Here is a 24,579-nt window from a genome sequence, read left to right as displayed (position 1 = left end):
GGCCTCGGAACTCAACGCCAAGCTCAGCGGCCGGTGGTCTTCAGCCATTGCTCCGGGTAGCGTTCGCCTTCAATGGCGATCTCCGCCGCAGCCCGCTGGATTTCGGCAAGGTCATCAGCACTCAGCTCGACATCCGCGGCCGCCAGGTTCTCTTCCAGGCGATGCAGCTTTGTCGTGCCGGGGATCGGAACGATCCAGGGCTTCTGCGCCAGCAGCCATGCCAGCGCGATCTGGGCGGGCGTTGCCTTCTTCCGATCGGCGATCTGTTTCAGCAGGTCGACAAGCGCCTGGTTCTTCTCCATGGCCTCGGGCGTGAAGCGCGGCAGGAGCTTGCGGAAATCATTCTCGGCGATCGTCGTATCCTTGCCTATTGCCCCGGTCAGGAAGCCCTTGCCGAGAGGACTATAGGCGACGAGGCCAATGCCCAGCTCCTCGCAGGCCTGCAGGATGCCGTTGGTCTCCGGCCCGCGCGTCCAGAGCGAATATTCATTCTGTAGCGCCGCAACCGGCTGCACGGCATGGGCGCGACGCACCGTCTGGGCGCCCGGCTCGGAGAGGCCGAAGTGCTTTACCTTGCCGGCGGCGATCAGATCCTTCACGGTGCCGGCAACATCCTCGATCGGCACTTCCGGATCGACGCGATGCTGGTAGAGGAGGTCAATGACCTCGATGCCCAACCGCTTCAGCGAGGCATCCGCCACCTCGCGAATATGTTCGGGGCAGCTGTTAAGGCCGCTCATCTTGCCGTTCTCGATGTTGAAGCCGAATTTCGTGGCGATCACCACCTGATCGCGAACCGGCCTTAGGGCTTCGCCGACGATTTCCTCATTGGTGAAGGGGCCATAGACTTCGGCGGTATCAAAGAAGGTCACGCCGCGCTCGACCGCATCGCGCACCAGCTTGATGCTCTCATCCTTGCTCAGCGCATGGCCGTAGCTGAAATTCAGGCCCATGCAGCCAAAGCCCAAAGCCGACACTTCGAGGCCGCTGTTTCCAAGTACACGCTTCTTCATCGCATTTCTCCTGCTCTTGCGAGCGTTCCGGGTTCGATGCGGATAAAATATGCGAGGCAGCATCTAACGATTAGACGGCATAATCGGCATAAAGTTATATTTATGATTCATGAATGGGCGACGTCCAGCCGCCGGCACGCAAGACGCGCGCTCGCCCTGCTGCAAATGCTGGTCGCCATGAAGCGTACTCGCCTCAGACGGGCTTTGCGACGATGTCCTCCAGGGCTAGCGCCGCCGCCAGCAGCCGCTCGTCCTGTTCCTTCGGAGCGGACAGCAAAAAACCAACTGGCATACCGGCGTTGCCGGTGCCGCAAGGCAGCGATACGCCGCACCAATCGAGGAAGTTGCCGATCAAGGTATTGCGCAGCGTCTTGAAGTTGACCTTGACGAACAGCTCGTCATCCGCCTCAAGCGGCGCAAGCGCGGGCGCGACATGGGCGACAGTCGGATAGGCGATGAACTCATTCGGCCCGAGCATGCCGGCCACGTCCTTGATCAACTGCTCGCGCACCTGCAGTATTTCCAGATAGCCGACCAGCGTGATCTTCTCGCCAAGGCGCGTGCGGGCCACGACACGCCGATCCATGGCGTCAGCCTCAGGCCCGGCCAGCCGGCGATGATGGAGGGCGAAAGCCTCGGCGGTCACCAGCGGCCCATGCTCGGCCATCACCTGAAAGAGCCTGTCGAAAGCCGGGAAAGCGGCGCGCCGCACCTTGACGCCGGCAGCGCTCAGCCGGGAAAGCGTCGCCTCGAACGCCTCCGCCACGCCGTCCTCGACATCGTCCATGACGACCGTCGTCGGCACGACGACCGATAGTCCGGCAGGATCCGCGCGGATGATGTCAGATGCCGCACGGCCGCGCATCGCGGCATCGACCCAAATGGCGTCCTGAACGCTGCGGCACAGGGGGCCAAGCGAATCGAGGCTGGTTGCCAAGGGAAAGACCCCCGCCATACTGTAGCGGCCGCGACTTGCCTTATAGCCGACGAGGCCATTGAAGGCCGAGGGAATGCGCACCGAACCGCCGGTATCCGTGCCGATCGACACCGGCACCAGCCCGGAAGCGACAGCGACAGCGGAACCGGAGGAAGACCCTCCCGGTATCCGGGCGACATCCGTGGCCCGTGGATTAAGCGGCGTGCCATAATGTGGATTGAGGCCGAGGCCGGAAAAGGCAAACTCGCTCATATTGACCCGGCCGATCGCGACCATGCCCGCAGCTTTCAGCGCCTTTACGACATCCGCATCCTCTTGCGCCGGTGCGGCATCCGCGAGCACGATCGATCCTGCCGTCGTGGGCAGGGCGGCTATGGCGAAAAGATCCTTCCAGGCCACCGGAATGCCGTCCAGCAGCCCGCGCGACCGGCCTTCCTGTAATCTCTTTGACGACGCAGTGGCTTCCTCGCGCGCACGTTCCTCGAGCAGGCGCGTAAAAATCGCCTGATCCTTGTGCGTGCGGATCGCGTCCAGGCTCTCTTCGACCAGCGTGACGGGATCGAGGCTGCCGGACTGGATCAAGACGGACAATTGCGCGATCGACTTGCCGAGATGTGTCTTTGTCATGAAGTCTGCTCTCCTCTGCCGCCGACAAGCTGCATCCAGCGACGGACAAGATAATTGTGCTCATCCATTGTCGTATTCCAAACCGCAATGCAATTGGCGCGCTGCCAATAGGACCCGCCGCTTCGCACCGAGCCCGCCTTTATCCTGATCTGCCCATCCGGGCCTGGCAGGTCTTCGGCCGCGGCGACTCCGTCATACCAGTATCCCCATTCCGCCGGCGTCATGAACTGACGCGAACGCTGCGGGGTCGAGATGTAATAGCCCTGCCGTGCGACGACGGCGCCCGGCCAGCCTGATATCCACCAGTTCAGATAGTCGTAAGCGACATCGAGAAGGCGGCCGTTGAGATGCTTCGACAGGCACAGACCGCCGTGCCAGGCACGATAGCCCTCGGCGGGCACAGCCTGCTCGACCGGCACGCCCCTGGAATTCAGGATGCCGATGCCCGGCGACCACATGCTTTGAACGCTGGTCTCGCCGGCGATCATCAGCCGGGCGGCATCTTCAGCCGTCTTCCAGAAGTCACGGAAGAAACCGGCCTTCTTGCGCTCTTCCAGCAAGTCGATCAGCTGATCGATCTCCTGCACGGACATATTGCCGATATTGTCGAAGGACATCAGGCCGGCCGCCTGCGCGGCGAGCGCCGCATCGAAAATGCCGATGGCGGGCTCGTCGACCAAGGCCACGCGCCCGGCCCATCTCTCGTCGAAAAGTGCGCTCCAGGAATGCATGCCGACGTCATCGTGCGCCTGATCGGTTCGATAGGCGAAGCTGTCGAAATTATGGGTAGTCGGCAGCATGGAGATGAAGCGCGAAGGCGTGTCGCCCAAGGCGAGATTCGGCTGAACGAAGAGCTTGCGGGCGGGCACATCGCCGAGCCCCAGCCGCGGGTTGGGGCCGATATGGCCGGTCTTGGTCAGATCGTTGATCTCGTCCCACAAGACGATGCGCTGCGTGTCGATCGGCTGGATGGCACGCCAATGCCAGACGATATCGAGATTATGAAAGCACTGATCGTATATATCGTAGGTTTCCGGCTCGCGGGCCGCCTTGTATTGCGTCGTCAGAAAGTCGTTGTTGTCGAACGTCACGTCGATGCCGAGATCGGTCTGCGCGCGAAGCCGCAGCTCCTCCAGCAGCGAGATCGCGGTGCCGAGTACGCGCAGACGCGGCCGCCCCGCCAGATGCAGGGCTGGAGCAGGCATGGTCTTTGCCATGGGTTGATGCTTGTTCATGAACGGATCGATTATCCTATTGCGCCGCCATTGCCAAAGAAGATGCGGCAGATGGCACCTGCGGCACGCGTGCCAGTGTGAAGGCTTCGAAGGAGCGTTTGACCACGGCGCCATCAATCCCATCCAGGATGAAGACCAGACGTGACGTACGGTCGTCGGAGGGCCATGCGTCCATGTGAACCGGCGCGTGGACCAGGTGCTGAACCCCATGCACCGCGACAGGACGCTCTTCGCCCTTGAGATTGAGGATGCCCTTCACGCGCAGCACGCGCTCCCCGTGACGATTGAGCAGCATGGTCAGCCAAAGGCCGAAAGCGGTCCAATCGATGGGCCTGTCAACCCTGAGCGAGACGGAGGAGATCGCCGCCTGATGGGGCACGCCGTCAGCCGAAACAAGCTGCAGCGGCTCCTCGCAATAAAAGCCGCTTTGCGACAGGCAGCTATCTGGCGAGCCGCTGCCGCGCATGTCCGCAAGCGAGGACAGATCGAGATCGGGGTCGGCTGCCATCAGGAGCGGGGCATCGGGATTGAGGATGCGAAGGCGCCCTTCAAGTGCCTGTCGGTCGCAATCCGCTGCAAGGTCAGTCTTGGTGATGACAAGGCGGTCGGCGATCGCCGTCTGCCTGTTGGATTCGATATAAGTGTCCAGCTGGCGCAATCCGTTGACCGCATCGACAGTCGTGATCACGTTGCCGGCCCGGAAATGATGCCTGAGCACCGGATCGGCCTTGATGGTCGACAGCACCGGAAACGGGTCGGCAAGGCCTGTGCTTTCGATGATGACGCGGCGGAAGGGCGGCAACAGCCCGCGCTCGCGTCTGGAATAGAGGTCCTTGAGTGCCGTGGCGAGCTCGCCGCGAACGGTGCAGCAAACACAGCCCGAGCGCAGAAGCACCATGTCGCCGTCGACGCGTTCGACGAGATCATGATCCAGCCCGATCTCGCCGAATTCGTTGATCAGCACAGCCGTATCGGCAAATGCCGCATCCGCCAGAATGCGCTTCAAGAGCGTCGTCTTGCCGGAGCCAAGGAAGCCGGTGAGAAGATTGACGGGCAGGAAGCCGTCGCGCTCAATCGCCATGCCGCGCCTCCATCCTTGCAACGAATGCGATGTCAAGGGGATCACACGGCCGGCCGACGAGCCTTTCGGCCGCCGGCCAGAGATGCCCGAGGTCTTCGATGATCTCGCTCGAGCCCGTTCTCGTGGACAGGACGAAGGACGCGCCCTGCCAATCGGAGAGAACGAGGCCGAAGCCGGAGAGCATCTCGTTGGCGGCACGGACGCGCTCGGCGCGTTCACGCCGTCGCTCCGGGCTGGCGTGATTGCGCGTGAAGACGCCCGGCCGGGCCGCAGCGTCGGTCCAATGCTCATTGCCACCGAGAACGCCGCACAGTGAGCACATGATGATCGCTCCTTCCGAAAACGGGCTCGCCCAGTTCAGACTAGCCGGCTATTTGCCGCGCGGGAAGCGGGCAGCGAAGTCGTCGGCGATCTCGTTCATCGTCACGAACTTCACGCCCGGATGCTTGATCATATGGGCATAAAGCCGCTCCAGCATCATCAGAACCTGCGGTCTGCCGGCCACGTCCGGATGGATGGTGATCGGGAAGACGGCATAGTCCATCTCGCGGTAGACCCAGTCGAACTGATCGCGCCACATCTGCTCGATATCGTGCGGATTGACGAAGCCGTGGCTGTTGGGTGCCTTCTTGATGAACATCATCGGCGGCAGGTCGTCGAGATACCAGGATGCCGGGATTTCGATCAGATCGGTCTCCTTGCCGCGCTTCAACGGCACCATCCATTCGGATGGCTTGCGCGAATAATCGATCTTCGTCCAGCTGTCGCCGACGCGCACATAATAGGGTGTGAAGTCTTTGTGCATCAACGAGTGATCGTACTTGATGCCACGCTCCAGAAGCAGCTCGTTGGTGACGTTGGAGAATTCCCACCAGGGCGCGACATAACCTGTGGGACGCTTGCCCGAAAGCTTGGTCACCAGCTCGATGCACTTGTCGAGGATCTCGGTTTCCTGCTCGCGCGTCATGGCGATCGGGTTTTCATGGCTGTAGCCGTGAATGCCGATTTCATGGCCGGCGTCGGCGACGGCCTGCATCTGCTCGGGAAAGGTCTCGATCGAATGGCCGGGAATGAACCACGTGGTCTTGATGCCGAACCGCTCGAACAGCTTCACCAGCCGCGGGCTGCCAACTTCGCCGGCAAACAGGCCGCGCGAGATATCGTCAGGCGAATCCTCGCCGCCGTAGGAACCGAGCCAGCCGGCCACGGCATCGACGTCGACACCAAAACTGCACAAGATTTCCTTCGCCATGGAATGACCTCCTTTGATCAGGTTTTCTATAATCAGTGAGCTGGAATGACGGTCGCGTCGGCCGGATCCCAGGTAAGCATGACCTCGGCGCCCACGGGGAAGGCGCCGGGCCGGTATTTGTCGATATGTGCTTCCAAGGCGAGCCCACGACCATCGGGCAGGCTGACGCCGATCTGCGAGATATGACCGACGACATCAAAGCGGTCGACGCGCGCGCCGACGACATTGCCGCCGAAAGCGCCGGCGAGGCTTTCTCGCGCCGAGGTTTCCGCCGCGTGAACCTCGATCGCCTCCGAAGGGATGACGATATTGACCTTACTGGAAAGGCCGCCATTGGCGCAGCCTGACAGCATACCGAACGATGTCGAGACGAGCGTGCTGTCGGCTTGCGCGCCGGCCACCTCGCCTTCGAAGATGGTATTGCGGCCGATGAACTGCGCGACGAATGGCGTGTCAGGGCGCGTGTAGAGCTGATGCGGCGGGCTGATCTGCTCCACCCTGCCCTGGTTCATCACGACGATCCGGTCGGACAGTGCCAGCGCCTCCGATTGGGCATGCGTGACGAACACGAAGGTCACGCCGAGCCTCTTCTGCAGTAACTTAAGCTCGTTCTGGATCGCCTTGCGCAGATTGGCATCGAGGGCGCCCAGGGGTTCATCGAGAAGCAGGACGTCGGGCTCGACCACCAATCCACGTGCAAGCGCGATGCGCTGGCGCTGGCCGCCGGAGAGCTTGTCCGTCTTGCGCTCGGCAATATCCTCAAGCCCGAGCGTGGCGAGGATGCGGTCGACCCGCGCGTCCCGCTCGCCCTTCACCACGCCTTTGACCTCGAGACCGTATCCAACATTGCGCCGGACGGTCATATGCGGGAACAGCGCATAGTTCTGGAAGATCATCGATGTCGGCCGCCTTTGCGGCCGTACATCATTCATACGCTCGCCCTTGATCATCATGTCGCCGGAGGAAATGCTCTCGAAACCGGCAATCATGCGAAGCGTCGTCGTCTTGCCGCAGCCCGACGGCCCCAGAAAGGCGATGAACTCACCCTTTTTGATCGCAAGGTTGAAGTCGATGACAGCGGGAGTGCCATTGTCATAGACCTTGCCGGCATTGATGAGTTCCAGATCATAAATCATGAAAGATCTCCAGGCGTGGGCAGAGAGGCCGGACTGGCCTCCCCGCGGGGCAAGAGACGGATGGCCAAAGCCTGCACCGCCGGATCAGGCCCAGATCAGGCATTGAGGAATTCATCCCACTTCTGGACGAGATGGTCGTATTCATCCGGCCACTGGTGCCAATAGGCGACGTTCTTCGCACGCTCCGAGAGCGAGCCGCCGTCGCGCAGGTCGCCTTCCTTGATGCCGCGCTCGGCAGCGCCTACCCATGGCTTGCCCTCGTACCAGAAGGCATATTTCTCCGGTGCCATGACCTTCTGGATATTGGTCGAGGGCGAGTAGTAGCCCTGCTCCGACACGGTGATGCCGGGTTCGCCCGACAGCCAGTAGTCGGCATAGGCGATCACCGCTTCCTTGTTGGGCGTGCCCGATATCATCGAAGGACCAATCGCCCAGCCGCGATACCCTTCCTTCGGCACCGCATATTTGCACGCCTTGCCCTGGGCCTTGACGGCCATGACCGCCGGCTGCCAGGCATCGCAGACCACCATCTCGCCCGATGCCATCAGGTTGACGAGCTCGCCGAAATCGCCCCAAAGCGCGCGGAACTGTCCATCCTTCTTCTTGGAGACGAGGAACTTCGCGGCTTCATCGATCTCGGCTGCAGTCGGGTTGCCCGGGTTCTTGACGCTCGAAAGCCCGAGCGTGTTCATGGCCATGATGGCCTGGCCGAAGGCGATCAGCGGATCGGTGTTGAGGCCCGACTTGCCTTTCCACTTCGGATCGAAGATCGCCGACCAGCTATTGGCCTCCTCGGCCGACAGCACGTCGGGATTGTAGCCGATGGAATCGTAGTTATAGACGGCCGGCACCATGTTCAGCGTGGTCTTGGCATCGTCGGCCCAGATCTGGCCGACGATCTGCTGTTTCGGTTCCCACTTGTCGGAAGGCGTCGTGAAGGTGTCACGAATATTGGCCCAGTTCTTCAAGGAGGCGGCCGGGATCGCTTCGACATTGTTGGTCATTACGATCGACGGCAGGCGTTCGCCGATAATCTCCCAGCAATCATAGTCCTTGGAGCCGGAGAGGATCTTCGTCTGCGCATCCGGGAAGGTCGCCGCCGTGCCGGAGGTCTGACCGACGCCGCTTTCCTTGCGGAAATCGGCAAGGATTCGCTCCTGGACGGTGACCGAAAGGCCGATGGTGCGCAGCTGCTCCTTGGCAAGATCGGCGGCCTGCGCGTAAGCCATCCGCGACGACAGGAATGGCGTGCCGCCCCCGATTGCCAGCGCCATCACGCCGGCAGACTGTTTCAACAGAGAGCGCCTGTTCATTTCCATTTTAGACATCTCATGTTCTCCTGTGCTGATTGCTGTTCCCTGAGCCCTTGGCGGGCCTGCTTCATTGCCGTATCGCGTGGCGCCCGGCCGCTGCCGGAGCGCCGGCGATCAGTACCGCCCCACCAGGAGGCCACCATCCACGACCAGAATCTGGCCGGTCATGTATCTCGCGCCGTTCGACGCGAGGAATGCGATCACATCGGCGATATCCTCCGGCTCGCCGAGCCGGCCCATCGGGATGAATTCGGCTGCCTTCTCCGCACCCGCGGGGCCAAGCGAATTCTCTTCCGAGAGCAATTGCGCGGTTCGGATATAGCCGGGGGCAATGCCGTTGACCCTGACGCCGTCCTTCGCCAGCTCGACGGCGAGCCCTCGAACCAGCCCGATGACACCGGATTTGGCGGCCGAATAATGGACATGCTCATCCCATCCGTAGGCGACGCCCATGATGGAGGAGAGCGCGATGATGCTTCCTGATTTACGGGCGCGCATGCCTGAAGCGGCCGCGCGCACCAGCCTGAAGATACCCTTCAGGTCGACATTCATCGTCAGGTCCCATTTGTCGTCGGTAAGCTTGTCCAGCGGGGTTCGATGCGCGATCCCCGCATTGGCCACGATGACATCGATCTTGCCGAAGCGCGCTTCGACATCGGCAACGAGCCGGTTGGCGGCGTCCGTCGAGCGGACATCGTAGAGGTGGAACTCAGCCGAACCGCCGGCGGTGAGAATGTCGCGAACGGTCGCCTCGCCCTCCTTTTCGAGGATGTCAGTGACGACCACATGGTCGCCGAGGGCGGCAAACGCCTTGGCCGTCGCCTGGCCGATGCCGATGCCTGCTCCCGTGACAATAACAACGCGCTTTTGAGAACTATCCATATGCTTCTCTCCTTCAGAGCATCACGTCGCCGGAATTAGGCCCGAGCGTCTGGCCGACGAAGAGGCTGGCTGCTGGCGACGCCAGGAACGCCACGGTTGCCGCCACTTCCTCAGGCTCGCCGAAGCGGCCGAGCGGCAACTCGCGCTTCTTGCGTTCGCGCCATTCCTCGGAAAGCCCCAGCACCAGCGGCGTGTTGATCGGCCCCGGTGCCACGGCATTGACCCGCACACCGCGGCTTGAGACCTCGCGGGCAAGCGCCTTTGTCATGCCGATGATCGCAGCCTTGGCGCCGGAATAATGGACGAGCTCGATGCCGCCGATCTGCCCGAGCTGCGAGGCGATGTTGACGATCACCCCCTCGCCGCGCTGAAGCATTGCCGGCAGGACCGCCTTGGTCATCAGGAAGGTGCCGCGAACATGCACGGCAAACATCCGATCGAAATCCTCAAGTTCGAGGTTCTCGAATGCGGACTGATGCGCAATGCCCGCATTGTTGACGAGAAGGGCGACGTCGCCGTGCGAGGCTTTGGCGGCCGCATGGATCGCCGCCACATCCTCGGGCCGGGCAACATCGCCGGCGATCGCGGTCGCCGCACCGCCCGCCGTGATGATTTCCGACGCGACGGACTGAGCCCGATCGCCGGAGAGGTCATTGACCAGAACCGCATAGCCGTCAGCCGCCAGCCGGAGTGCGATTGCTCGACCAATGCCCGAGCCGGCGCCGGTGACGATTGCGGAAGCCTCATGCGCCATCATGCGTCCTCCTGGAGGCGAATGCGCTTGGCGCGGCGAACCGACATCCCCATCAAGATCGCGTAGGTGCCGAGAAGCGCGAAGGAAAACAGCGTCGTCAGCACGCCGAAGGCAAAGACGTTCGGATGAACCTCGACGGAGAAGGTGCCGTAGATTGCCAGCGGCAGCGTCAGCTCGCGGCCGGAAGCAAACAAGGTCCGCGAGAACTCGTCATAGGACAGCGTGAAGGCAAAGAGCATTGCCGAGAGCACGCCAGGGAAGATCAGCGGGAAGGTCACCTTGCGGAAGGTGCGCGCCGGGGTGACGCCGAGCGACCAGGACGCCTCCTCCATGCTGGGATCGAACCTATTGAAGATCGCCAGCATCACCAGAAAGGCGAAGGGGAAGGTATAGACGACGTGCAGGACGAAGGCCGTGCTCCACCAGTGCCGGTCGATGCCGAAAGCATTGGCGACAAGCGCCATGCCGAGACCGACGAGCACGCCCGGCACCATCATGCCGAGAACGATCAGATAGAAGACGACGCCGGAGCCGCGGAACTTGCGGCGGAAGGCCTGGGCAGACATGACGCCGAGCACGGTGGAGACGATCATGGTCATCAGCGCCAGCGACAGCGATCGGATCAGCGCCTGATCGATCGGCAGGGGCGCGATGCGCGAGGGCGGCGTCAGCCCGAAGAGATGCCGATACCAATAGGTCGACCATTCGATGATCGGGAATTGCGGGCCGCCCTCCGGGCCGGTCTGGAACGACAGGATCGCCAGAACCGCTAGAGGTCCGTAAAGGAAGACGAGAAACAGGGCCGTGTAAACGCCCAGGCCGAGCTTGATGCCACCAGCGTTCATGATCAAAGCTCCTTTCTGAGGTCGACGACCTTGAGCAGCGCAGCGATGACCGCTCCCATGACGATGGTCAGGATGACGCCCGCGACCGCCGCAAAGGCCCATTTCAGCGAGCCGACCTGGGTGACGATGATATTGCCGAGCAGATTGACCTTGCGGCCCGATAGCGCGGCGGCCGTGGCGAACTCGCCGAGAACCATCACCGAGACGAAGATCGATCCGACCACCACGCCCGGCATGGACAGCGGCAGGATGATGGTGCGGAAGATGCGCCAGAAACCGGCACCCAGATCCTGTGCAGCCTCGATGACCGAGGCGTCGATACGGCCCATCATGAAGGCGATCGGTCCGACCATGAAGACGCAATAGATCTGCGTCATGCCGATGATCACGGAGAGCTCCGAAAACAGAAGCACCTCTATCGGCTGCTGCACGATGCCGAGCTTCATCAGGATCATGTTGATCGCACCCTCGGTGCCGAGCATCGGCCGCCAGGCGAGAACGCGGATCAGGAACGATGTCCAGAACGGAATGACACAAAGGACGAGAAGCACGGTCTGCAGCGTCTTGTTCTTGACGAGCAGGCCGACGAAGAGTGCCGCCGGATAGCCGACGACGAGCGTCGATATCAGCACGAGCAACCAGATGCGGATCGTCGTCCAAAGGGCGCCGAGATAGGTGGGGCTGGTCAGGAAGGTGACCCAGCTCTGCAAGGTCAGCGTCGGCTCGATCTTGAAGGTCGTCTGCGTCCAGAAGGAAACATAGACCATCATCAGGATCGGCAGGACCAGAAAGGCGAGCATCCAGATCATGCCCGGCGCCAGCAGCCAGAATGTCTTGTTCGATGTCCGGCGCACGGCTGCACTTTCCTCTGCGGCTTCCTCGCGTGTCGCAACCATGGTCATCTCTCGCTCTCCTTGACGGGTCCGGGGGAAGATTTCGGGAAGCTCACATCAACCGAAGACAAGGGCATCCTCCTTCTTCCAGACGAGCGCATAGCGATCCTTTTCGACGAAGGCCGGTGGCCGGGCGTGGCTGAGATGGGACTCGACCTCGAAGACGTGGCCGCCATCGAGCGAGAAGAAGGAATTGACCGCCGCGCCTGAATATTCGCTGGCGATGAAATCACCTTCGATACGGACCTCATCGTCCGATAGCCGGGCATCGCAAGGACGGATCGCAACGCGGTCGTAGCGGATGGCATAGGCCGGCTGCGGCGCCTTCCGGCGCGACGCGTTCAAAGGAAAGCGGCCGGCGGGACCGACGAAGGCATCCTCGACGACAGCGCCGGCAAACAGATTGTAGCAATTGAGATAGCGGGCGACGGCGGCCGAGGCCGGGCGGTTGTAGACAACATCGGAGGCAGCGGCCTGCGCGATGCGGCCACGGTCGAGAACGAGCACGAGATCTCCCATCGCCAGGGCCTCGGATTCGCTGCCCGTCACATGCAGGAAAGTCACGCCGCAACGCTCCCGGATGATCTTGAGCTCGCTTCGCATGCGGCTGCGCAAATTGGCGTCGAGCGCGCCGAGCGGCTCATCGAGCAGCACCATCTTCGGCTCGGTCACCAGCGTGCGCGCCAGGGCGACGCGCTGGCGCTGGCCGCCGGAAATCTGTGTAACGGCGCGATCGTCAAAGCCCTTGAGACCGACCAGGGCCAACATGTCCTGAACCCTTGAGGCCAGGGCGCGCGGATCGGTGACCGGATCGACCTTGCGATTGCGCAGGCCGAAGGCGACGTTTTCGGCGACCGAGAGATGCGGGAACAGCGCAAAATTCTGGAAAACGAAACCGATGCCGCGATCATGCGGCTCGACGCCGTCGAGGCGCTTGCCATGAAAGAGGATCGAGCCGGAATCCGGCTCCTCGAAACCGGCGATGACGCGCAGCAACGTCGTCTTGCCCGACCCGCTCGGTCCGAGCAGCGAGATATAGGCATCGTCGGGCAGAGAAAAATCCACCGCATCCAGCGCCGGCGCCGCGCCATAGGACTTGGTGACTTGCTTGATCTGAAGAACGGTCGACACCGATTTCCTACCAGTTTCAAGGCAAGGACCATCCTTTAGGCAAAGAGCCGCCATCGCCGGATCAGCATCGATCCGGACACCAGACGTCAGTCTGCTTTCGCGCATGATCACATGCGCGTCAAAGAGATGTTCCTTGGCGTTTCAACGAGTTCCACCTGTGGCGCTTCTGACGAGCGCCTTGATGATGAAAGCATCGCATAAATGATTTTTGTATTCAATAGACTTTTTCTGAAAGTCTGATTGCGCCGCGACAAATGTCAAAACGTCAACCGGCATGCAAGGCATCAGAAGCCAGAAACCCCTCTCGAAAGGCGCCAAAGGCTCGTCGCCATATGATCGAAGCAAAGGTAGCCAGGTCAGCGCTTCCTACGGAAATAATTCACAAAAATGCGTATTGCATCCCGCGTGCCCACACGCGCTGCCCATCGGTATCGGCTTACGGAATGACATAAGTTAGATTTTGTATTCAATAGTCATTTATTTTTGCGCTATATTGACGCGGCAAAAAGCGTAAGAGTGAGGCATCGGAACGACATGAGTCCATTGCATCAAATGACCGAAAACGGTGCGCGGCCCAGCGCGCAGAAGCGCTACGAGATCGCGGAGGATGTGCTGCGCGGCAATATCGAGGACAGCACGCTGCCGCCCGGTGTCGTGCTGCTCGAGGGCCCGATCGCGGACATCCTGCAGATTTCGCGCGCGCCCGTGCAAAGGGCGCTCCAGACGCTGGAAAGCGAGGGGCTGGTCCATCGCTTCAACGGGCGCGGCTATCTCGTCGGCCCCGCCGGCCAGGGGATCGAGCCGAACCGCACTGATATCAAGACGCTCGGGCTCACTATTCCACGCCATGCCGACGAGGCGCTGCAAAGCCGCGCATCCTGGGAGCGGATCTACAACACGGTCGAAGCGGATGTGGCCGGCTGCGTCGTCTTCGGCCAATATCGCATCATCGAGATCGAACTGGCCGATCATTTCAATGTCAGCCGCACCGTGGTGCGCGATGTGCTGACCCGGCTGCGCGAACGCGGCCTCGTGCGCAAGAACCAATCCTCCCATTGGATCGCCGGGCCGCTGACGGCGCAGATGATCAAGGATCACTTCGTCCTGCGTGGCATGCTCGAGCCCCAGGCACTGATAGCAGGCGCTGACCACGTCGATCGCGGGCGATTGAACGACCTGTTCCTGCGGCTTTCGGATCTGGAGCAGCACGAACCCGCCGATCATCTCGCGGCTCTGGAAGCGATCTACGCCGATTTCATCGACGTCTGCATCCTTGCAACGCCGAATGAGCGGCTAAAGGAATCGATCCGCAACAATCTGCTGCCGGTGACGGCAACCGAACGGCTGCTGCGGCGGCTCGGCCTGCCCGGCGACCCGGCCATCATCACTGAGCTGCGCCTTGTGGCGGAGCTCTTGCTGCGCGGTGCCGTGAAGGCGGCAGCCGCAATGATGGAGAACCATCTGGAGGCCTCCGTCAACCGAACGATCGCGCAGATGAAGATCGTCGCAATCATCCCCGGCCCAAGCGTCACAGCCGCCTATCTGACGCGCGTTCTCGAATAGGAAACCGGCGGAGCCAATTTGGTACTATCGGCGTATCCAAGGAGCCGATTGCTGGGAAGGCTCTACGCCGGATGCCGGCCAGGGATTGCGGCCCTCGCGAAGCCACTGCAGCGTATCGGTCCAGAAGCCATCCGAGTGGCTATCGTGAAACAGGGCGAAATGGCCGATTGCTTCGCGGCCAAAATCGGCAGGTTTCAGCAGTACGACCACGTGTTGCGCGCCGGTATAATAGTTCAGCGCACGGCGAACCGCCGGCACAGTGCCGAGCTCGTCATCCGAAACCGCGATCGCGAGGATCGGAGCCTTGACGGCCGCCATTCGGCAAAGCGCATCTCTCCGCGCGCTTCGCGGATAGTTCAATTCAAACCGGCGCCTGCGAAAACTCCACTCGTTCGCCACATTGCGGGGCAGGTCCTCCAGCCAACCGAGCCGTCGACCGGGAAAATAGCCGTAGAAGGCCGTAATCGCGGGCATGGCGACATGCCATTTGACGAGCAGGCCGAGCCGCCGGCGCGGCGCATAATCACCCCACCAGGCATATTGCGCCCCCACGGTCAGCATCCTCTCGACCGTCGCGGCACTTTCGGCCAGGCCCGGCAGAAAACCGCCGATACTATGGCCGACCACCATGAGCGGGCCGCCGCGCCGATAGTCGGCCATCAGCCGCAGCGCAGCGTCAAAATCCTGCTCGCCCCAATCCCGCCAGCGATAGCCGACTCCCTTGAGGCTTTGGGGACGCGACTGGCCGATGCCGCGATAGTCGAAGGTCAGGACGTCGAAGCCATGCCTCGCCAGAAATTGCGCATAGCGATGATAGTAGCGTGCAAGAACGCCCGTTGCCGGATTGATGATCACGCTGCCGCTCGTGGCACTCGTCACCGCGCGCCAAAGATGGCCTCCAAGGACCACACCGTCCCGACAGCGAATGGAAATTGGCCGACCGCTGATGGTCGATGGATGGATTGCCTCTTCACTCATGCCCGCCAGCATGGGATGATCGCCGCGCTATGTATATTCACTACCTGGTATACCTTTGACGATGAAAGACCAGCCCCTGCCGACACGTGATCGTATTCTCCAGGCCGCCGCGAAGCTGTTTCATCATGACGGCATCCGGGCCGTCAGCGTCGATGCGATCGCCGAGAAAGCAGGCGTGACCAAGCGCACCCTTTACTATCACTTTAGAAGCAAGGACGATCTCATCGCGGCCCATCTGGAGGCGCGTGATCAGCCGAATCTTGCGCTGTTCAAACGCTGGTTCGAGGACGCGAAAGGAGGCGTGGCCGAAAAAGTCGCCGGCATCTTTCGCCAGCTTGCCCGCTCTGCGCGCAATGGAAAATGGAAGGGCTGCGGCTTTCTGCGCACGTCGGTCGAGCTGGTCAACCTTCCCGGCCATCCGGCTTTGGTTGTGGCGCGCACCCACAAGAAACATGTCGAAGAATGGCTCTCATCAATTTTTCTGGAGGCCGGAGCCGGACCTGATGCCTTGCCGCTTGCTCGACAAATCATGCTGCTTCTCGATGGCTCGTTTACGGTCGTCCTGCTTCATCGCGATCCAAGCTATATGGAGATCGCGGCAGACGCCGCGACCCGGCTTATCGATGAGCGTTTAGCAAACGCGAGAATGCTTTAGTGCGGCGGTCCCGGGCCGAACATGTCCCCAAGAATGGCCATTGTCGCTGCAGGCATGGCATGTATCAGTAAGGACAGGCTTTTCTCAAATAGACAGGGACGGCGAAAATGGGCTTTTGGGAGTTGTTCACCGGCAAGACGTATCCGGCGAAGGGTGTGCCGCGCCGGTCGGTCGACGCGCTTCGCGACGCCTTGCTTTCGGTCAATCAGGATTCCGCGCCTTTTCTCGTTCGCGATGGTGCGGCAGAGGGCGTGGACCTGGTTGCGGAGTGGAAAATCGTCGACGCGCAGTGGTATGAATTCTTTGCCAAGGCTGGCCTCGAACGGGTCTTCAAGGTGCTGATGCGGTTTGACGAGGCGAAGGGAGAAGTCCGCTCCGTGGACCAGGAATGGTCCGTCGAGTGGCGTGCAGGCATCCCGACAATCGCGCTGGCGGCATCCGCCTTTCGTGGTCAAACTGCGGAGAAGAGCTTCGGGAGGTCCTATGGTTTCCGCGAGGACGGCTCCTTCGGCGCGATCTATGACTATGCATTCGACACATCAGTGATCAAGAAACCGCTGCAGAAGGCCGCACTGGACGCCGGCTGGATCTGGCGAAGTGTAGCCTTCGCCAAACTTTAGGAATTAGGCACCGACTAGCCTTGGTGCATCGGTTCGCCCCGCAAGCCTCCTGGCGATTGTGGTCGAGCGTCCGTATCCACCGAAAGCCGATCAGCCGATGGGATCAGTACGTTCGCGTTGCGCCGTGATCGCCATCCCACCCCCGATTGCGTCCCCCATGTGAAAGCAGGGGTTTATTAAGCTGTCGCGCTCAAACTGCTGACTTATGCGGCGCATTCTGCTCTTGGATATCGACCCATTCGCATCGATAGTGTCGTCGAAATGGCGCTCATATCCGCGTAGATGAGCTGCGTGGCCGCAAACCGACGGAGAACCCCGGTCGTTCAGGCCGGCCCGCCGCTGGGCATTTAGAATAGTTTCATTTCCGCGGCGCGACGCCGTAACGGCCTTATAAAAAGGGAACTTCGAGTTTGACTCGCTTCAAGGAACCGTGGCTGCCCGATCAGGATAGTACCGTATCCTCGCATTTGTCGGCGGATGCCCGATCCTCGGCAACTATCCTCGCCATGGACGGCGAGATCCTTGCTGCCAACGGCAGCCTGAGCGATCTTCTGGGTCTTCCCTCATCATCGCTCGCGGGACGCAATATCCGCGATTTCCTGGAGATACAGGATACCGGCGTCTTCGAAACGCAGTTTCTGGCAGCGATCGCAGCTCCAGACCGGAGCCAAAGAGTCCAGCTCCGCTTGCGCGCTGAGGGCGGCATGTCCAAGCCTGTCGCGGTCGCTTTGATGGCTGAACACGATGGCACGCTGGCCTCGGCGATCGTCTCCGCTGCGTTCACGGAAGCTGGCGTCGCGAACGACCGAGACGGCGAACAGTCGGGCACGGACAATCGCGCCAGCCTCGCCCTGGTCGCTGCCAAGACCGCTATCTGGGATCATGATCTCGAAAGCCAGGAGACATTCTATTCGGACATGTGGCGGCAGATCAGGGGGCTTGCCATCGACGATCCGGTTCCTCGAACCACGGACGAGCTACTGGAATTCGTTCACCCGGACGACAGGCAAACCGTTCTCGACGGCGTTCATCAGCAACGACACCCGAATCTGAACCCCACAATCTTCCAGTATCGCTACCGGCATCGGCTCGGGCACTGGATCTGGATCGAATGTCGCGGCAGCTGCGTCAAGTGGGATCGGCACAATCGCCCGCTGAGGGTTCTGGGCACCGACAACGATATCACGACCAGGAAAGCCGGGGAGGAATCGCTGGATCGAATGTCACGGCGTCTGAAGCTGGCGCTGGAGGCTTCGAAGATCGGCGTCTTCGAGGCAGACTTTGATCGGGGAACGGCGGAGTGGGACGACGGCATGTTCCGCCTTTACCACCTCGAACCCCAGGAGACCGTGAAAATCGGCGGACTGTGGGAATCGATGCTTCATCCCGATGACATGGAGCGTGTCTTCAAGAATGTCGATCATCATGTCGCCAACCTCATTCCGTTTTCGGACGAATACCGGGTGACTTTAAGCGACGGCAAGGAACATTTCATCCGAACCAGAACATTGCCCTTCATCGACAGCGATGGCCATCGCAAGATGATCGGCGCCAACTGGGATGTGACTGCGGACCTCGCCCTTCAGCGCGATCTAGCGCAAGCCAAGACCCTAGCGGAAGCGCGCAATCAGGAACTCGAGGCAGCCCGGAAGCAAATCGAATATGTGGCTCTCCACGACGCATTGACGGGGCTCCCGAACCGTCGCTTCATGGATCGGATGATCCTTGAGATCGAGGCGGAGTGCAAGTCGAGCGGCTCGGGCCTTGCACTTCTTCATATCGATCTCGACCGCTTCAAGCAGATCAACGACATATATGGGCACCATGCCGGCGATGCGTTGCTGCAGCATGTCGCCAAGCTTCTGAAGGAAAGCGTTCTCGAAAGCGATTTTGTCGCCCGCATCGGCGGCGACGAATTTCTGGCGATCGTCGGCTACGACGGATCGACCGACGATCTGCGGGTGACCGCAGAGCGCATGATACAGAACATGCGCCAGCCCGTTGTCGTCAACGGCATCGAATGCCGGTCAAGTGCAAGCATCGGCATCGCCCACGAAAGAGGGAAGAATGTCGATGTCAGCCAAATGCTTCTCGACGCCGATATCGCGCTCTATCAGGCCAAGGCGCAGGGGCGCAGCCGCTACCAGTTCTATTCCGCCAATTCGCGCAGCCGCTTTGCGAATGCGCAACAGACGACGGAAGACATTCTCATCGCCCTGGAACGGGGCGAGTTCATACCCTTCTACCAACTGCAATTCGACGCAAAGACGCTCGCGATCGCCGGCGTCGAGGCGCTGGCCCGCTGGCAGCACCCTTCGCGCGGGCTGCTGACACCGGACAAATTTCTGCCGATTGCCGAAGACCTGAATATCGTCAGCGAGATCGATCATCTCATCTATCGAAAGGCGATCTCGGATCTCGATATCTGGAAGGCGGAAGGGTTGGACATCCCCAAATGCTCGGTAAATGTCTCTTCGCGGCGGTTGCGCGACCCTAATCTCAAGCAACTATTGGATATCCAGCCGGAGAAGGCACGGTGGTTCTCGTTCGAACTGCTGGAGTCGATTTTTCTCGACGATCTGGACGAACAAATTGCTGAAAATCTGGCCCATCTCCGCCAGCTCGGCATCAGCATCGAGATCGACGACTTCGGCACCGGCCACGCCTCGATCATGGGCTTGCTTCGCCTGCGCCCGAGCGCATTGAAGATCGACCGTCAATTGACCAAGACCCTGGACACATCAGCAGAACAGCGCGAACTGGTCGGCTCGATCATCAGTATGGGGCATTCGCTCGGCGTCAAGTCCATTGCCGAGGGCGTGGAGACCGAACGGCACGCCGAGGTCCTGCGCGATCTTGGCTGCGATACGCTGCAAGGCTTCGGATTGGCGATACCCATGTCGTGTTCGGACCTAATCGAATTCGTCAGGCGCTTCGTCGCCAGCCGATCGGACGTATCGGCATAATCGCGCCAACTCCCCGGAAGCCAGACCGGCAAAAAAGACCGGCCTCCACCGCGTGGGGCGCGGCGGAGGCAAGCGCGATCAGTGATACTTCAAGCGTTCCCGGCCGAGGATAGCGGAAGCGTCGACCCCCGCGATGGGCTGGGAGAGATCGCCCGAAATATCTCCGGCGAGCTGCAGGTCGAGATAGCGTGCGCAGCAGACGCGCAGGAACGACGTGAAAAGTCGTGTCGCCTAACATCCAAACATCATCCAGTGCGGCCCTTTCAGGCGACTGTCAGCGTGTTGTTGTAGCAGCAACGGAATGAGAAGACAGGAGCTTGAGGCCTAGTTTCATGAGTACGAATTTGGTGAGCGAACATGTTGCCTGCAACGGGAAGCTGGCCTTCTGCGTGCGCAACTGCAGGGTTCTGCCCTCATGAAAGAGCCCCTGGCAAACGCTGCCGATAGCTTTCGGACGCGCCTGGTCAGCGGCGTCAGACGGTTCTTCGAAGCACCGACACTCGCGGCCCCCGCAAATCGTGCCCTTCTCGAACGTCCGATCGCGATCATCGCCATCTTCCTCGCCCTGTCTCTGCTAGTCATGATGACCGCGGACTACCCCTTGGGCGTCTGGATGAAATCATTTCCGGAACAGCTGCGTGGAGCGGCGAAATGGATCAGCAGCTTCGGTACCGGCCTCCTGGTTCTTTCGTTCAGCGGTGCTCTGCTGATATTCGCCATCCTCGCGCCCGCCCACAAATTGCGGAAATCGGCACGAACAGGCGCCGATCTTGTTGCCACCGCCGCGGCATTCGTCTTCCTGTCGGTAGCAGGCGGCGGCCTTGTCGACTCGCTTGCCAAGAACATCATTGGCCGCGCCCGGCCGGAGCTGCTGCAGACGAACGGCGCATTTTATTTTCGACCCTTCGCCTTCCACGCAGACTTCGCATCCTTTCCGTCCGGACACTCCGCGACGGCGGGCGCCATGGCGATGTCGCTAGCACTCGTCTTTCCGCGCCTGCGTCCCGTCTTCATGCCAGCCGGCGTATTGATCTGCCTGTCGCGCCAGTGGGTCGGCGCCCATTGGGCGAGCGACACCTTGATGGGCTGGGGCGTCGGAGTAGCCTTCGCCTTCTGGCTGGCCCATGCATTCGCCCGCCGCAGACTGTTGTTCGCCTATGGCTCCGATGGCCGCCTGTGTCCGGGAGAGCGGTATAAAACAGTCCTGATGACCCTGCGCGCGCTCCTACGACGCAGACCGGCACCCGCGAAGAAAGACGCAGCGTCCTTACCGGCGACGGCATGCCCATCACAGTCAAACCTCGCCTCCCACACCCTGGAAATCCAATCCTGATCCGGCATTGAGCGCCGACACGTCAGTTTTACAGAGAAATGCAAATATCGGGCATGGACAGCGACGGATTTGCCGATCTCCGCCGTTTAAGCGCTGAAGGGATAACAACTAAGTTCTTTGGGAATAGAGGGTATATCATGAGAAAGATTACTTTATTGGCCTTGGCGGCCGCAGCTTGCTTTGCCGCCGTCGCACCAGCCGAAGCCCGCGAAGGATGCGGTATCGGCTTCCATCGCGGCCCCTATGGCGCCTGCCGCCCCAATCGCGGGCCGGTTGTCGTCGTGCCCGCCGGCCCACGCTATGGCGCCTTCTATCCGGGACGCGGCTATTGGGATGGGCACCGCTACTGGATGCACCGCGAGCGGTGGCACGGCGGATGGCGCTACCGCTAAGCATGACACTCGACCCGATCATCGCGATCGGGTCGAGTGCAATGAGCAGGTAGGCCCGATGGCCAACCTTTGTCGGGCATCGACATCACATAGTTTTGTAGGCCCGAGACGGCCCGCGCTCCCGAACGTGCAATTGACGGGCGGTGCGCGACCGGGCAAAGCTGTCGATAGAACAGGCCGCAACGAACACCGACAGCACGCATGAGCGACAGGGATATCACCGAGCATCAAGGCCCCATCATCGTCTTCGATGCCATGTGTGTCCTATGCTCGGCCAATGCCCAGTTCGTGCTGCGCCACGACCGCACGGGTCGATTTCGCCTCGCCTCCATGCAGAACGAGACGGGAGCCCGGCTCTACCGACGCTGCGGCATCGATCCCGCCGATCCGGATAGTTTGATCATCGTGGACGGCGAGAAGGTGTTGCGGGACAGCGACGCGGTGCTTGGCATCTATGCCGGCCTCGGCTGGCCGTGGAAGGCGCTCGCCTTGCTGCGCCTCGTGCCCCGGATGCTGCGCGATCCGGCCTATCGCTGGCTCGCCCGCAATCGCTACCGCTTTTTCGGCAAGCGGGAGACATGCTGGCTGCCGACGCCGGAACAGGCGGATCGTATCCTTTGAACAAGGTTCTCGTCCTTGGCGGATATGGCGGCTTTGGCTTGCGCCTGTCGCTGCGCCTAGCAGGCGACGGTTTCAATGAGCTCCCTACCCTCTCTTCAACTCCTCTTCGGTCCCCATGGCAAAGGCCGCCACCGTTCTGTTGCGCCCGCTGAGCTTTGCCTGGAGCAAGGCACCATCAGCACGATTGATCAATGTCGTTGTCGGCCCTGAAACCGGAGACGAGGCTATGCCGACCGAGATGGAAAGAGGCCCGACGATGCGTCCGCGATAGGAGAAGGGTGTGGTGAACACGCTTGTACGGAGTTTCTCGGCGAGCCCGAAGCCTTCCTCGTCCGCAATATCGGTGGCGATCACCGTCAGCTCCTCGCCGCCGAACCGGTAGGCCGTGCCGGCAGCGCCGACGGTATCGGAGACGATCTGCGCGACATGGCGCAACACCTCATCCCCGGCATCATGGCCGAATTCGTCGTTGAAGCGCTTGAAATGATCGATGTCGATCATGATGCAGACAACCGTGCGGGCGGACTTATCCCTGTGAAGATTGTTCAGCGCCTCGTCGAGAGACCGCCGATTGAACATGCCGGTCAGGGCATCGCGCACGGCAAGGCTCATCAGCCTGTCACGCAGTTGCAGGTTGGCGATGGCAAGGCCGATGTTCTCGGCAATCAGTTCCAGATAGAGCCGCGGCGCGTCAGCAGCCGTTGCGTCCTTCGAGCGGTCCTCGAAATAGAGGAGCCCGATCGCTTCGCCGAGCGCCGTCAGGGGAACGCAGAGCCCCGGCACGCCGGAATCATCCAAGTGCTGACAGGGAATATCGTTGTCCTCGACATGGCTCACATGCGGCCGCCCGCGGCGCAGCCCCCAGCAGGCGGATGCCGGGAAGGAGGGTTGGGTATGGGCGGGATCCAGCCATCGGCTGACTTCGGCGAGCGCGGTCCTACTTTCGTTCATCGTATAGAGGCATCCGGCGATCCCCGGAAAAATCTGCGGCACGAAGAGGGCGACAACTTCCGCAAGTTCACTCTGCGCGTAGCAGGCCTGAAGACGGTGCATCATCTGCAGGATGAGATCCTTGGTCTGCTGATCCCGCTTGCGCTCGTCATCGAGCCGATTGCGCTCCAGTCCGTTCTCACGGAAGATCTGGATGGCGTCGTTCATCTCGCCGATCTCGTCACGCCGGCGATCGGGCGGCACTTCGACGGCAAAATCCTGCTTGGCAAGCCGGTTGACGATCCCCGTCATCCTCATCAGCGGAATGGCGACGCGGCGCCGCAGCACGAAATAGAGCACGGCGAGGAACACCACAGCGGTCAATGCCAGAATCACCTTGGCGATATCAGCCCAGAGATCGCTGCGCGCTTGAGCATTGCGCATCGCCGCTTCCGTGCGGGCGGTTGCAAGCGCGCGGAACTGCGTGACGGCGTCGAGGAGAGCGGTCTGCACACGCTCGTGTTCCGGTCCGAACAGAGTGTCGCGTGCACCGGTCTGATTGCCCCCACGGTAGGTCGCCACCGCGGCCTCCTCCACCTTATCAAGTGCTTCCACGTTGGCCGCGACCTGCTCCACGACCTGAAGTTCACGATCGGGGATCCCGAGCCCGCGCAATGTGCCGATCGTGGTATCGCGGCGGCGCTCTTCGCCCTCGTCGACGGTGAAGGCGTCGAGATGCCTGGCCTCGCCGCGCATGACATAGAGACGTGCCTCGTCCGTCGTCTCTTCCGCGCCCAAGGCAAGCTCTTCTCCCAGGCTGTTCAGCAACAGGTGCTGCTCGATGGCTTGCCTTTCCTGGGTGGCGCTTCGGGCCGATAGAATGAAAGCCGCGGCGGACAGCACGGTCAGGACCACGGTGATACCGTAGGCCCAATTCGTAATTGTCGTAATTCTCATGTGCCGGCTTCCTTTGCAGTTAGCTCACGCTTCCCTAAACTATTCTTTTTCGGACCTTTAGCTACGGTATTTGCTTATTAAGATAAAGCTTGAATGAACTATTGAGGGAGCCCGGTGGAGCGCATTGATCAAGGGGTGATTGCGATCGTCGGCCCCTCAGGCGTTCAGCCTCTGTCGTCGAAACGGCACATATGAGCGATTGTGTCGGTCTGACGGGAATCCTGGTTCCGGCTGTTGGGCCGGTTCCAAGACTCCCGGCTGTCGTCAGGGGTGAACACGACAGCGCGGTCACCAAATCGAGTTTCGGATTTGCAATCCATCTACTGAGCAAAAGCTAGAAAACACAAGTTTAAGCTCCACAAGCGACTGCTTCATTTCGAGGCACCAGCCGCATGACCGGAAAACCCAATTATCCGCAACAAGAGTGTCTGCTCATGGCTATCGCCTGCCCGACCCAACTCAAGC

The 24,579-nt window shown here is 61.1% G+C and carries 22 protein-coding genes; 7 read left to right on the top strand and 15 right to left on the bottom strand.

The window, feature by feature from the left end; genetic code table 11:
• Positions 1-23: 23 nt before the first annotated feature.
• The 13 genes from JTP94_RS17175 to JTP94_RS17115 all read right to left on the bottom strand — a co-directional run bounded on the left by JTP94_RS17175 (position 24) and on the right by JTP94_RS17115 (position 13,099).
• Positions 24-1,013, bottom strand: a complete 990-nt coding sequence (locus JTP94_RS17175) for an aldo/keto reductase (protein ID WP_204851685.1) — start codon at positions 1,011-1,013, stop codon at positions 24-26.
• A 193-nt stretch (positions 1,014-1,206) separates the two neighbouring features.
• Complete coding sequence (locus JTP94_RS17170; RefSeq protein WP_204851684.1) at positions 1,207-2,577, bottom strand: amidase; 1,371 nt, start codon at positions 2,575-2,577, stop codon at positions 1,207-1,209.
• Positions 2,574-3,812 (bottom strand): PotD/PotF family extracellular solute-binding protein, encoded by a 1,239-nt coding sequence (locus JTP94_RS17165; protein WP_204851683.1) that lies wholly within the window; start codon positions 3,810-3,812, stop codon positions 2,574-2,576. The genes JTP94_RS17170 and JTP94_RS17165 overlap by 4 nt, the downstream gene beginning before the upstream one ends.
• Before the next feature lie 16 nt (positions 3,813-3,828).
• Entirely contained in the window at positions 3,829-4,893 is a 1,065-nt protein-coding gene (locus tag JTP94_RS17160) for a GTP-binding protein (RefSeq protein WP_204851682.1), read from the bottom strand.
• The gene (locus JTP94_RS17155; protein WP_204851681.1) at positions 4,883-5,215 is read right to left on the bottom strand and encodes a hypothetical protein; all 333 of its coding nucleotides are present in this window, start codon (positions 5,213-5,215) and stop codon (positions 4,883-4,885) included. The genes JTP94_RS17160 and JTP94_RS17155 overlap by 11 nt, the downstream gene beginning before the upstream one ends.
• Before the next feature lie 48 nt (positions 5,216-5,263).
• The gene (locus tag JTP94_RS17150) at positions 5,264-6,145 is read right to left on the bottom strand and encodes a polysaccharide deacetylase family protein (RefSeq protein ID WP_034480161.1); all 882 of its coding nucleotides are present in this window, start codon (positions 6,143-6,145) and stop codon (positions 5,264-5,266) included.
• A gap of 32 nt (positions 6,146-6,177) precedes the next feature.
• Positions 6,178-7,281 (bottom strand): ABC transporter ATP-binding protein, encoded by a 1,104-nt coding sequence (locus JTP94_RS17145; protein ID WP_204851680.1) that lies wholly within the window; start codon positions 7,279-7,281, stop codon positions 6,178-6,180.
• Positions 7,282-7,376: 95 nt separating this feature from the next.
• The gene (locus tag JTP94_RS17140; protein WP_204851679.1) at positions 7,377-8,609 is read right to left on the bottom strand and encodes a PotD/PotF family extracellular solute-binding protein; all 1,233 of its coding nucleotides are present in this window, start codon (positions 8,607-8,609) and stop codon (positions 7,377-7,379) included.
• Positions 8,610-8,708: 99 nt separating this feature from the next.
• Positions 8,709-9,476 carry an SDR family NAD(P)-dependent oxidoreductase gene (locus JTP94_RS17135; protein WP_204851678.1) on the bottom strand — a complete coding sequence of 256 codons (768 nt, stop codon included), beginning with the start codon at positions 9,474-9,476 and terminating at the stop codon, positions 8,709-8,711.
• A gap of 13 nt (positions 9,477-9,489) precedes the next feature.
• Complete coding sequence (locus JTP94_RS17130; RefSeq protein ID WP_204852310.1) at positions 9,490-10,230, bottom strand: SDR family NAD(P)-dependent oxidoreductase; 741 nt, start codon at positions 10,228-10,230, stop codon at positions 9,490-9,492.
• On the bottom strand, positions 10,230-11,075 hold the full coding sequence (locus tag JTP94_RS17125; protein ID WP_204851677.1) for an ABC transporter permease: 846 nt from the start codon (positions 11,073-11,075) through the stop codon (positions 10,230-10,232). Before JTP94_RS17125 ends, JTP94_RS17130 begins: the two co-directional genes overlap by 1 nt.
• A gap of 2 nt (positions 11,076-11,077) precedes the next feature.
• Entirely contained in the window at positions 11,078-11,977 is a 900-nt protein-coding gene (locus JTP94_RS17120) for an ABC transporter permease (RefSeq protein ID WP_204851676.1), read from the bottom strand.
• A gap of 48 nt (positions 11,978-12,025) precedes the next feature.
• On the bottom strand, positions 12,026-13,099 hold the full coding sequence (locus JTP94_RS17115; protein WP_204851675.1) for an ABC transporter ATP-binding protein: 1,074 nt from the start codon (positions 13,097-13,099) through the stop codon (positions 12,026-12,028).
• Between the two features lie 552 nt (positions 13,100-13,651).
• Between JTP94_RS17115 and JTP94_RS17110 the strand changes: the two genes are divergently transcribed.
• The gene (locus JTP94_RS17110; protein WP_204851674.1) at positions 13,652-14,662 is read left to right on the top strand and encodes a GntR family transcriptional regulator; all 1,011 of its coding nucleotides are present in this window, start codon (positions 13,652-13,654) and stop codon (positions 14,660-14,662) included.
• Positions 14,663-14,686: 24 nt separating this feature from the next.
• Here JTP94_RS17110 and JTP94_RS17105 read toward each other — a convergent pair whose 3' ends face one another.
• Positions 14,687-15,640: an alpha/beta fold hydrolase gene (locus JTP94_RS17105; RefSeq protein ID WP_204851673.1), complete on the bottom strand. Its 954-nt coding sequence runs from the start codon at positions 15,638-15,640 to the stop codon at positions 14,687-14,689.
• 61 nt (positions 15,641-15,701) lie between these two features.
• Between JTP94_RS17105 and JTP94_RS17100 the strand changes: the two genes are divergently transcribed.
• From JTP94_RS17100 to JTP94_RS17075, 6 genes are all read left to right on the top strand, one after another.
• The gene (locus JTP94_RS17100) at positions 15,702-16,295 is read left to right on the top strand and encodes a TetR/AcrR family transcriptional regulator (protein WP_204851672.1); all 594 of its coding nucleotides are present in this window, start codon (positions 15,702-15,704) and stop codon (positions 16,293-16,295) included.
• A gap of 107 nt (positions 16,296-16,402) precedes the next feature.
• Positions 16,403-16,915, top strand: coding sequence for a hypothetical protein (locus tag JTP94_RS17095; RefSeq protein ID WP_204851671.1), 513 nt, complete (start codon positions 16,403-16,405; stop codon positions 16,913-16,915).
• 410 nt (positions 16,916-17,325) lie between these two features.
• Entirely contained in the window at positions 17,326-19,881 is a 2,556-nt protein-coding gene (locus tag JTP94_RS17090) for a bifunctional diguanylate cyclase/phosphodiesterase (protein WP_204851670.1), read from the top strand.
• Positions 19,882-20,296: 415 nt separating this feature from the next.
• Positions 20,297-21,214: a phosphatase PAP2 family protein gene (locus tag JTP94_RS17085; RefSeq protein WP_204851669.1), complete on the top strand. Its 918-nt coding sequence runs from the start codon at positions 20,297-20,299 to the stop codon at positions 21,212-21,214.
• A gap of 137 nt (positions 21,215-21,351) precedes the next feature.
• On the top strand, positions 21,352-21,606 hold the full coding sequence (locus JTP94_RS17080; RefSeq protein ID WP_204851668.1) for a GCG_CRPN prefix-to-repeats domain-containing protein: 255 nt from the start codon (positions 21,352-21,354) through the stop codon (positions 21,604-21,606).
• 201 nt (positions 21,607-21,807) lie between these two features.
• Positions 21,808-22,227, top strand: coding sequence for a thiol-disulfide oxidoreductase DCC family protein (locus JTP94_RS17075; RefSeq protein ID WP_204851667.1), 420 nt, complete (start codon positions 21,808-21,810; stop codon positions 22,225-22,227).
• Positions 22,228-22,311: 84 nt separating this feature from the next.
• Here the strand turns inward: JTP94_RS17075 and JTP94_RS17070 are convergent, their stop codons facing one another.
• The gene (locus tag JTP94_RS17070; RefSeq protein WP_204851666.1) at positions 22,312-24,114 is read right to left on the bottom strand and encodes a diguanylate cyclase; all 1,803 of its coding nucleotides are present in this window, start codon (positions 24,112-24,114) and stop codon (positions 22,312-22,314) included.
• Between the last annotated feature and the right edge of the window lie 465 nt (positions 24,115-24,579).

This window comes from Martinezella lusitana, assembly GCF_016901135.1.
GTDB lineage: Bacteria > Pseudomonadota > Alphaproteobacteria > Rhizobiales > Rhizobiaceae > Rhizobium > Rhizobium lusitanum_D.
The sequence above is the reverse complement of the archived record's forward strand: the minus strand, read 5'-3'. Positions and strand labels throughout refer to the sequence as shown.

Bases quoted from the DNA above. Each gene is read 5' to 3' on its own strand.
- JTP94_RS17130 (WP_204852310.1), bottom strand. From the start codon at position 10,230: ATGGCGCATGAGGCTTCCGCAATCGTCACCGGCGCCGGCTCGGGCATT.
- JTP94_RS17120 (WP_204851676.1), bottom strand. From the start codon at position 11,977: ATGACCATGGTTGCGACACGCGAGGAAGCCGCAGAGGAAAGTGCAGCC.
- JTP94_RS17080 (WP_204851668.1), top strand. From the start codon at position 21,352: ATGAGAAAGATTACTTTATTGGCCTTGGCGGCCGCAGCTTGCTTTGCC.
- JTP94_RS17135 (WP_204851678.1), bottom strand. From the start codon at position 9,476: ATGGATAGTTCTCAAAAGCGCGTTGTTATTGTCACGGGAGCAGGCATC.
- JTP94_RS17100 (WP_204851672.1), top strand. From the start codon at position 15,702: ATGAAAGACCAGCCCCTGCCGACACGTGATCGTATTCTCCAGGCCGCC.
- JTP94_RS17150 (WP_034480161.1), bottom strand. From the start codon at position 6,145: ATGGCGAAGGAAATCTTGTGCAGTTTTGGTGTCGACGTCGATGCCGTG.
- JTP94_RS17110 (WP_204851674.1), top strand. From the start codon at position 13,652: ATGACCGAAAACGGTGCGCGGCCCAGCGCGCAGAAGCGCTACGAGATC.
- JTP94_RS17075 (WP_204851667.1), top strand. From the start codon at position 21,808: ATGAGCGACAGGGATATCACCGAGCATCAAGGCCCCATCATCGTCTTC.
- JTP94_RS17175 (WP_204851685.1), bottom strand. From the start codon at position 1,013: ATGAAGAAGCGTGTACTTGGAAACAGCGGCCTCGAAGTGTCGGCTTTG.
- JTP94_RS17125 (WP_204851677.1), bottom strand. From the start codon at position 11,075: ATGAACGCTGGTGGCATCAAGCTCGGCCTGGGCGTTTACACGGCCCTG.
- JTP94_RS17070 (WP_204851666.1), bottom strand. From the start codon at position 24,114: ATGAGAATTACGACAATTACGAATTGGGCCTACGGTATCACCGTGGTC.
- JTP94_RS17170 (WP_204851684.1), bottom strand. From the start codon at position 2,577: ATGACAAAGACACATCTCGGCAAGTCGATCGCGCAATTGTCCGTCTTG.
- JTP94_RS17160 (WP_204851682.1), bottom strand. From the start codon at position 4,893: ATGGCGATTGAGCGCGACGGCTTCCTGCCCGTCAATCTTCTCACCGGC.
- JTP94_RS17140 (WP_204851679.1), bottom strand. From the start codon at position 8,609: ATGTCTAAAATGGAAATGAACAGGCGCTCTCTGTTGAAACAGTCTGCC.
- JTP94_RS17095 (WP_204851671.1), top strand. From the start codon at position 16,403: ATGGGCTTTTGGGAGTTGTTCACCGGCAAGACGTATCCGGCGAAGGGT.
- JTP94_RS17105 (WP_204851673.1), bottom strand. From the start codon at position 15,640: ATGAGTGAAGAGGCAATCCATCCATCGACCATCAGCGGTCGGCCAATT.
- JTP94_RS17165 (WP_204851683.1), bottom strand. From the start codon at position 3,812: ATGAACAAGCATCAACCCATGGCAAAGACCATGCCTGCTCCAGCCCTG.
- JTP94_RS17085 (WP_204851669.1), top strand. From the start codon at position 20,297: ATGAAAGAGCCCCTGGCAAACGCTGCCGATAGCTTTCGGACGCGCCTG.
- JTP94_RS17145 (WP_204851680.1), bottom strand. From the start codon at position 7,281: ATGATTTATGATCTGGAACTCATCAATGCCGGCAAGGTCTATGACAAT.
- JTP94_RS17155 (WP_204851681.1), bottom strand. From the start codon at position 5,215: ATGTGCTCACTGTGCGGCGTTCTCGGTGGCAATGAGCATTGGACCGAC.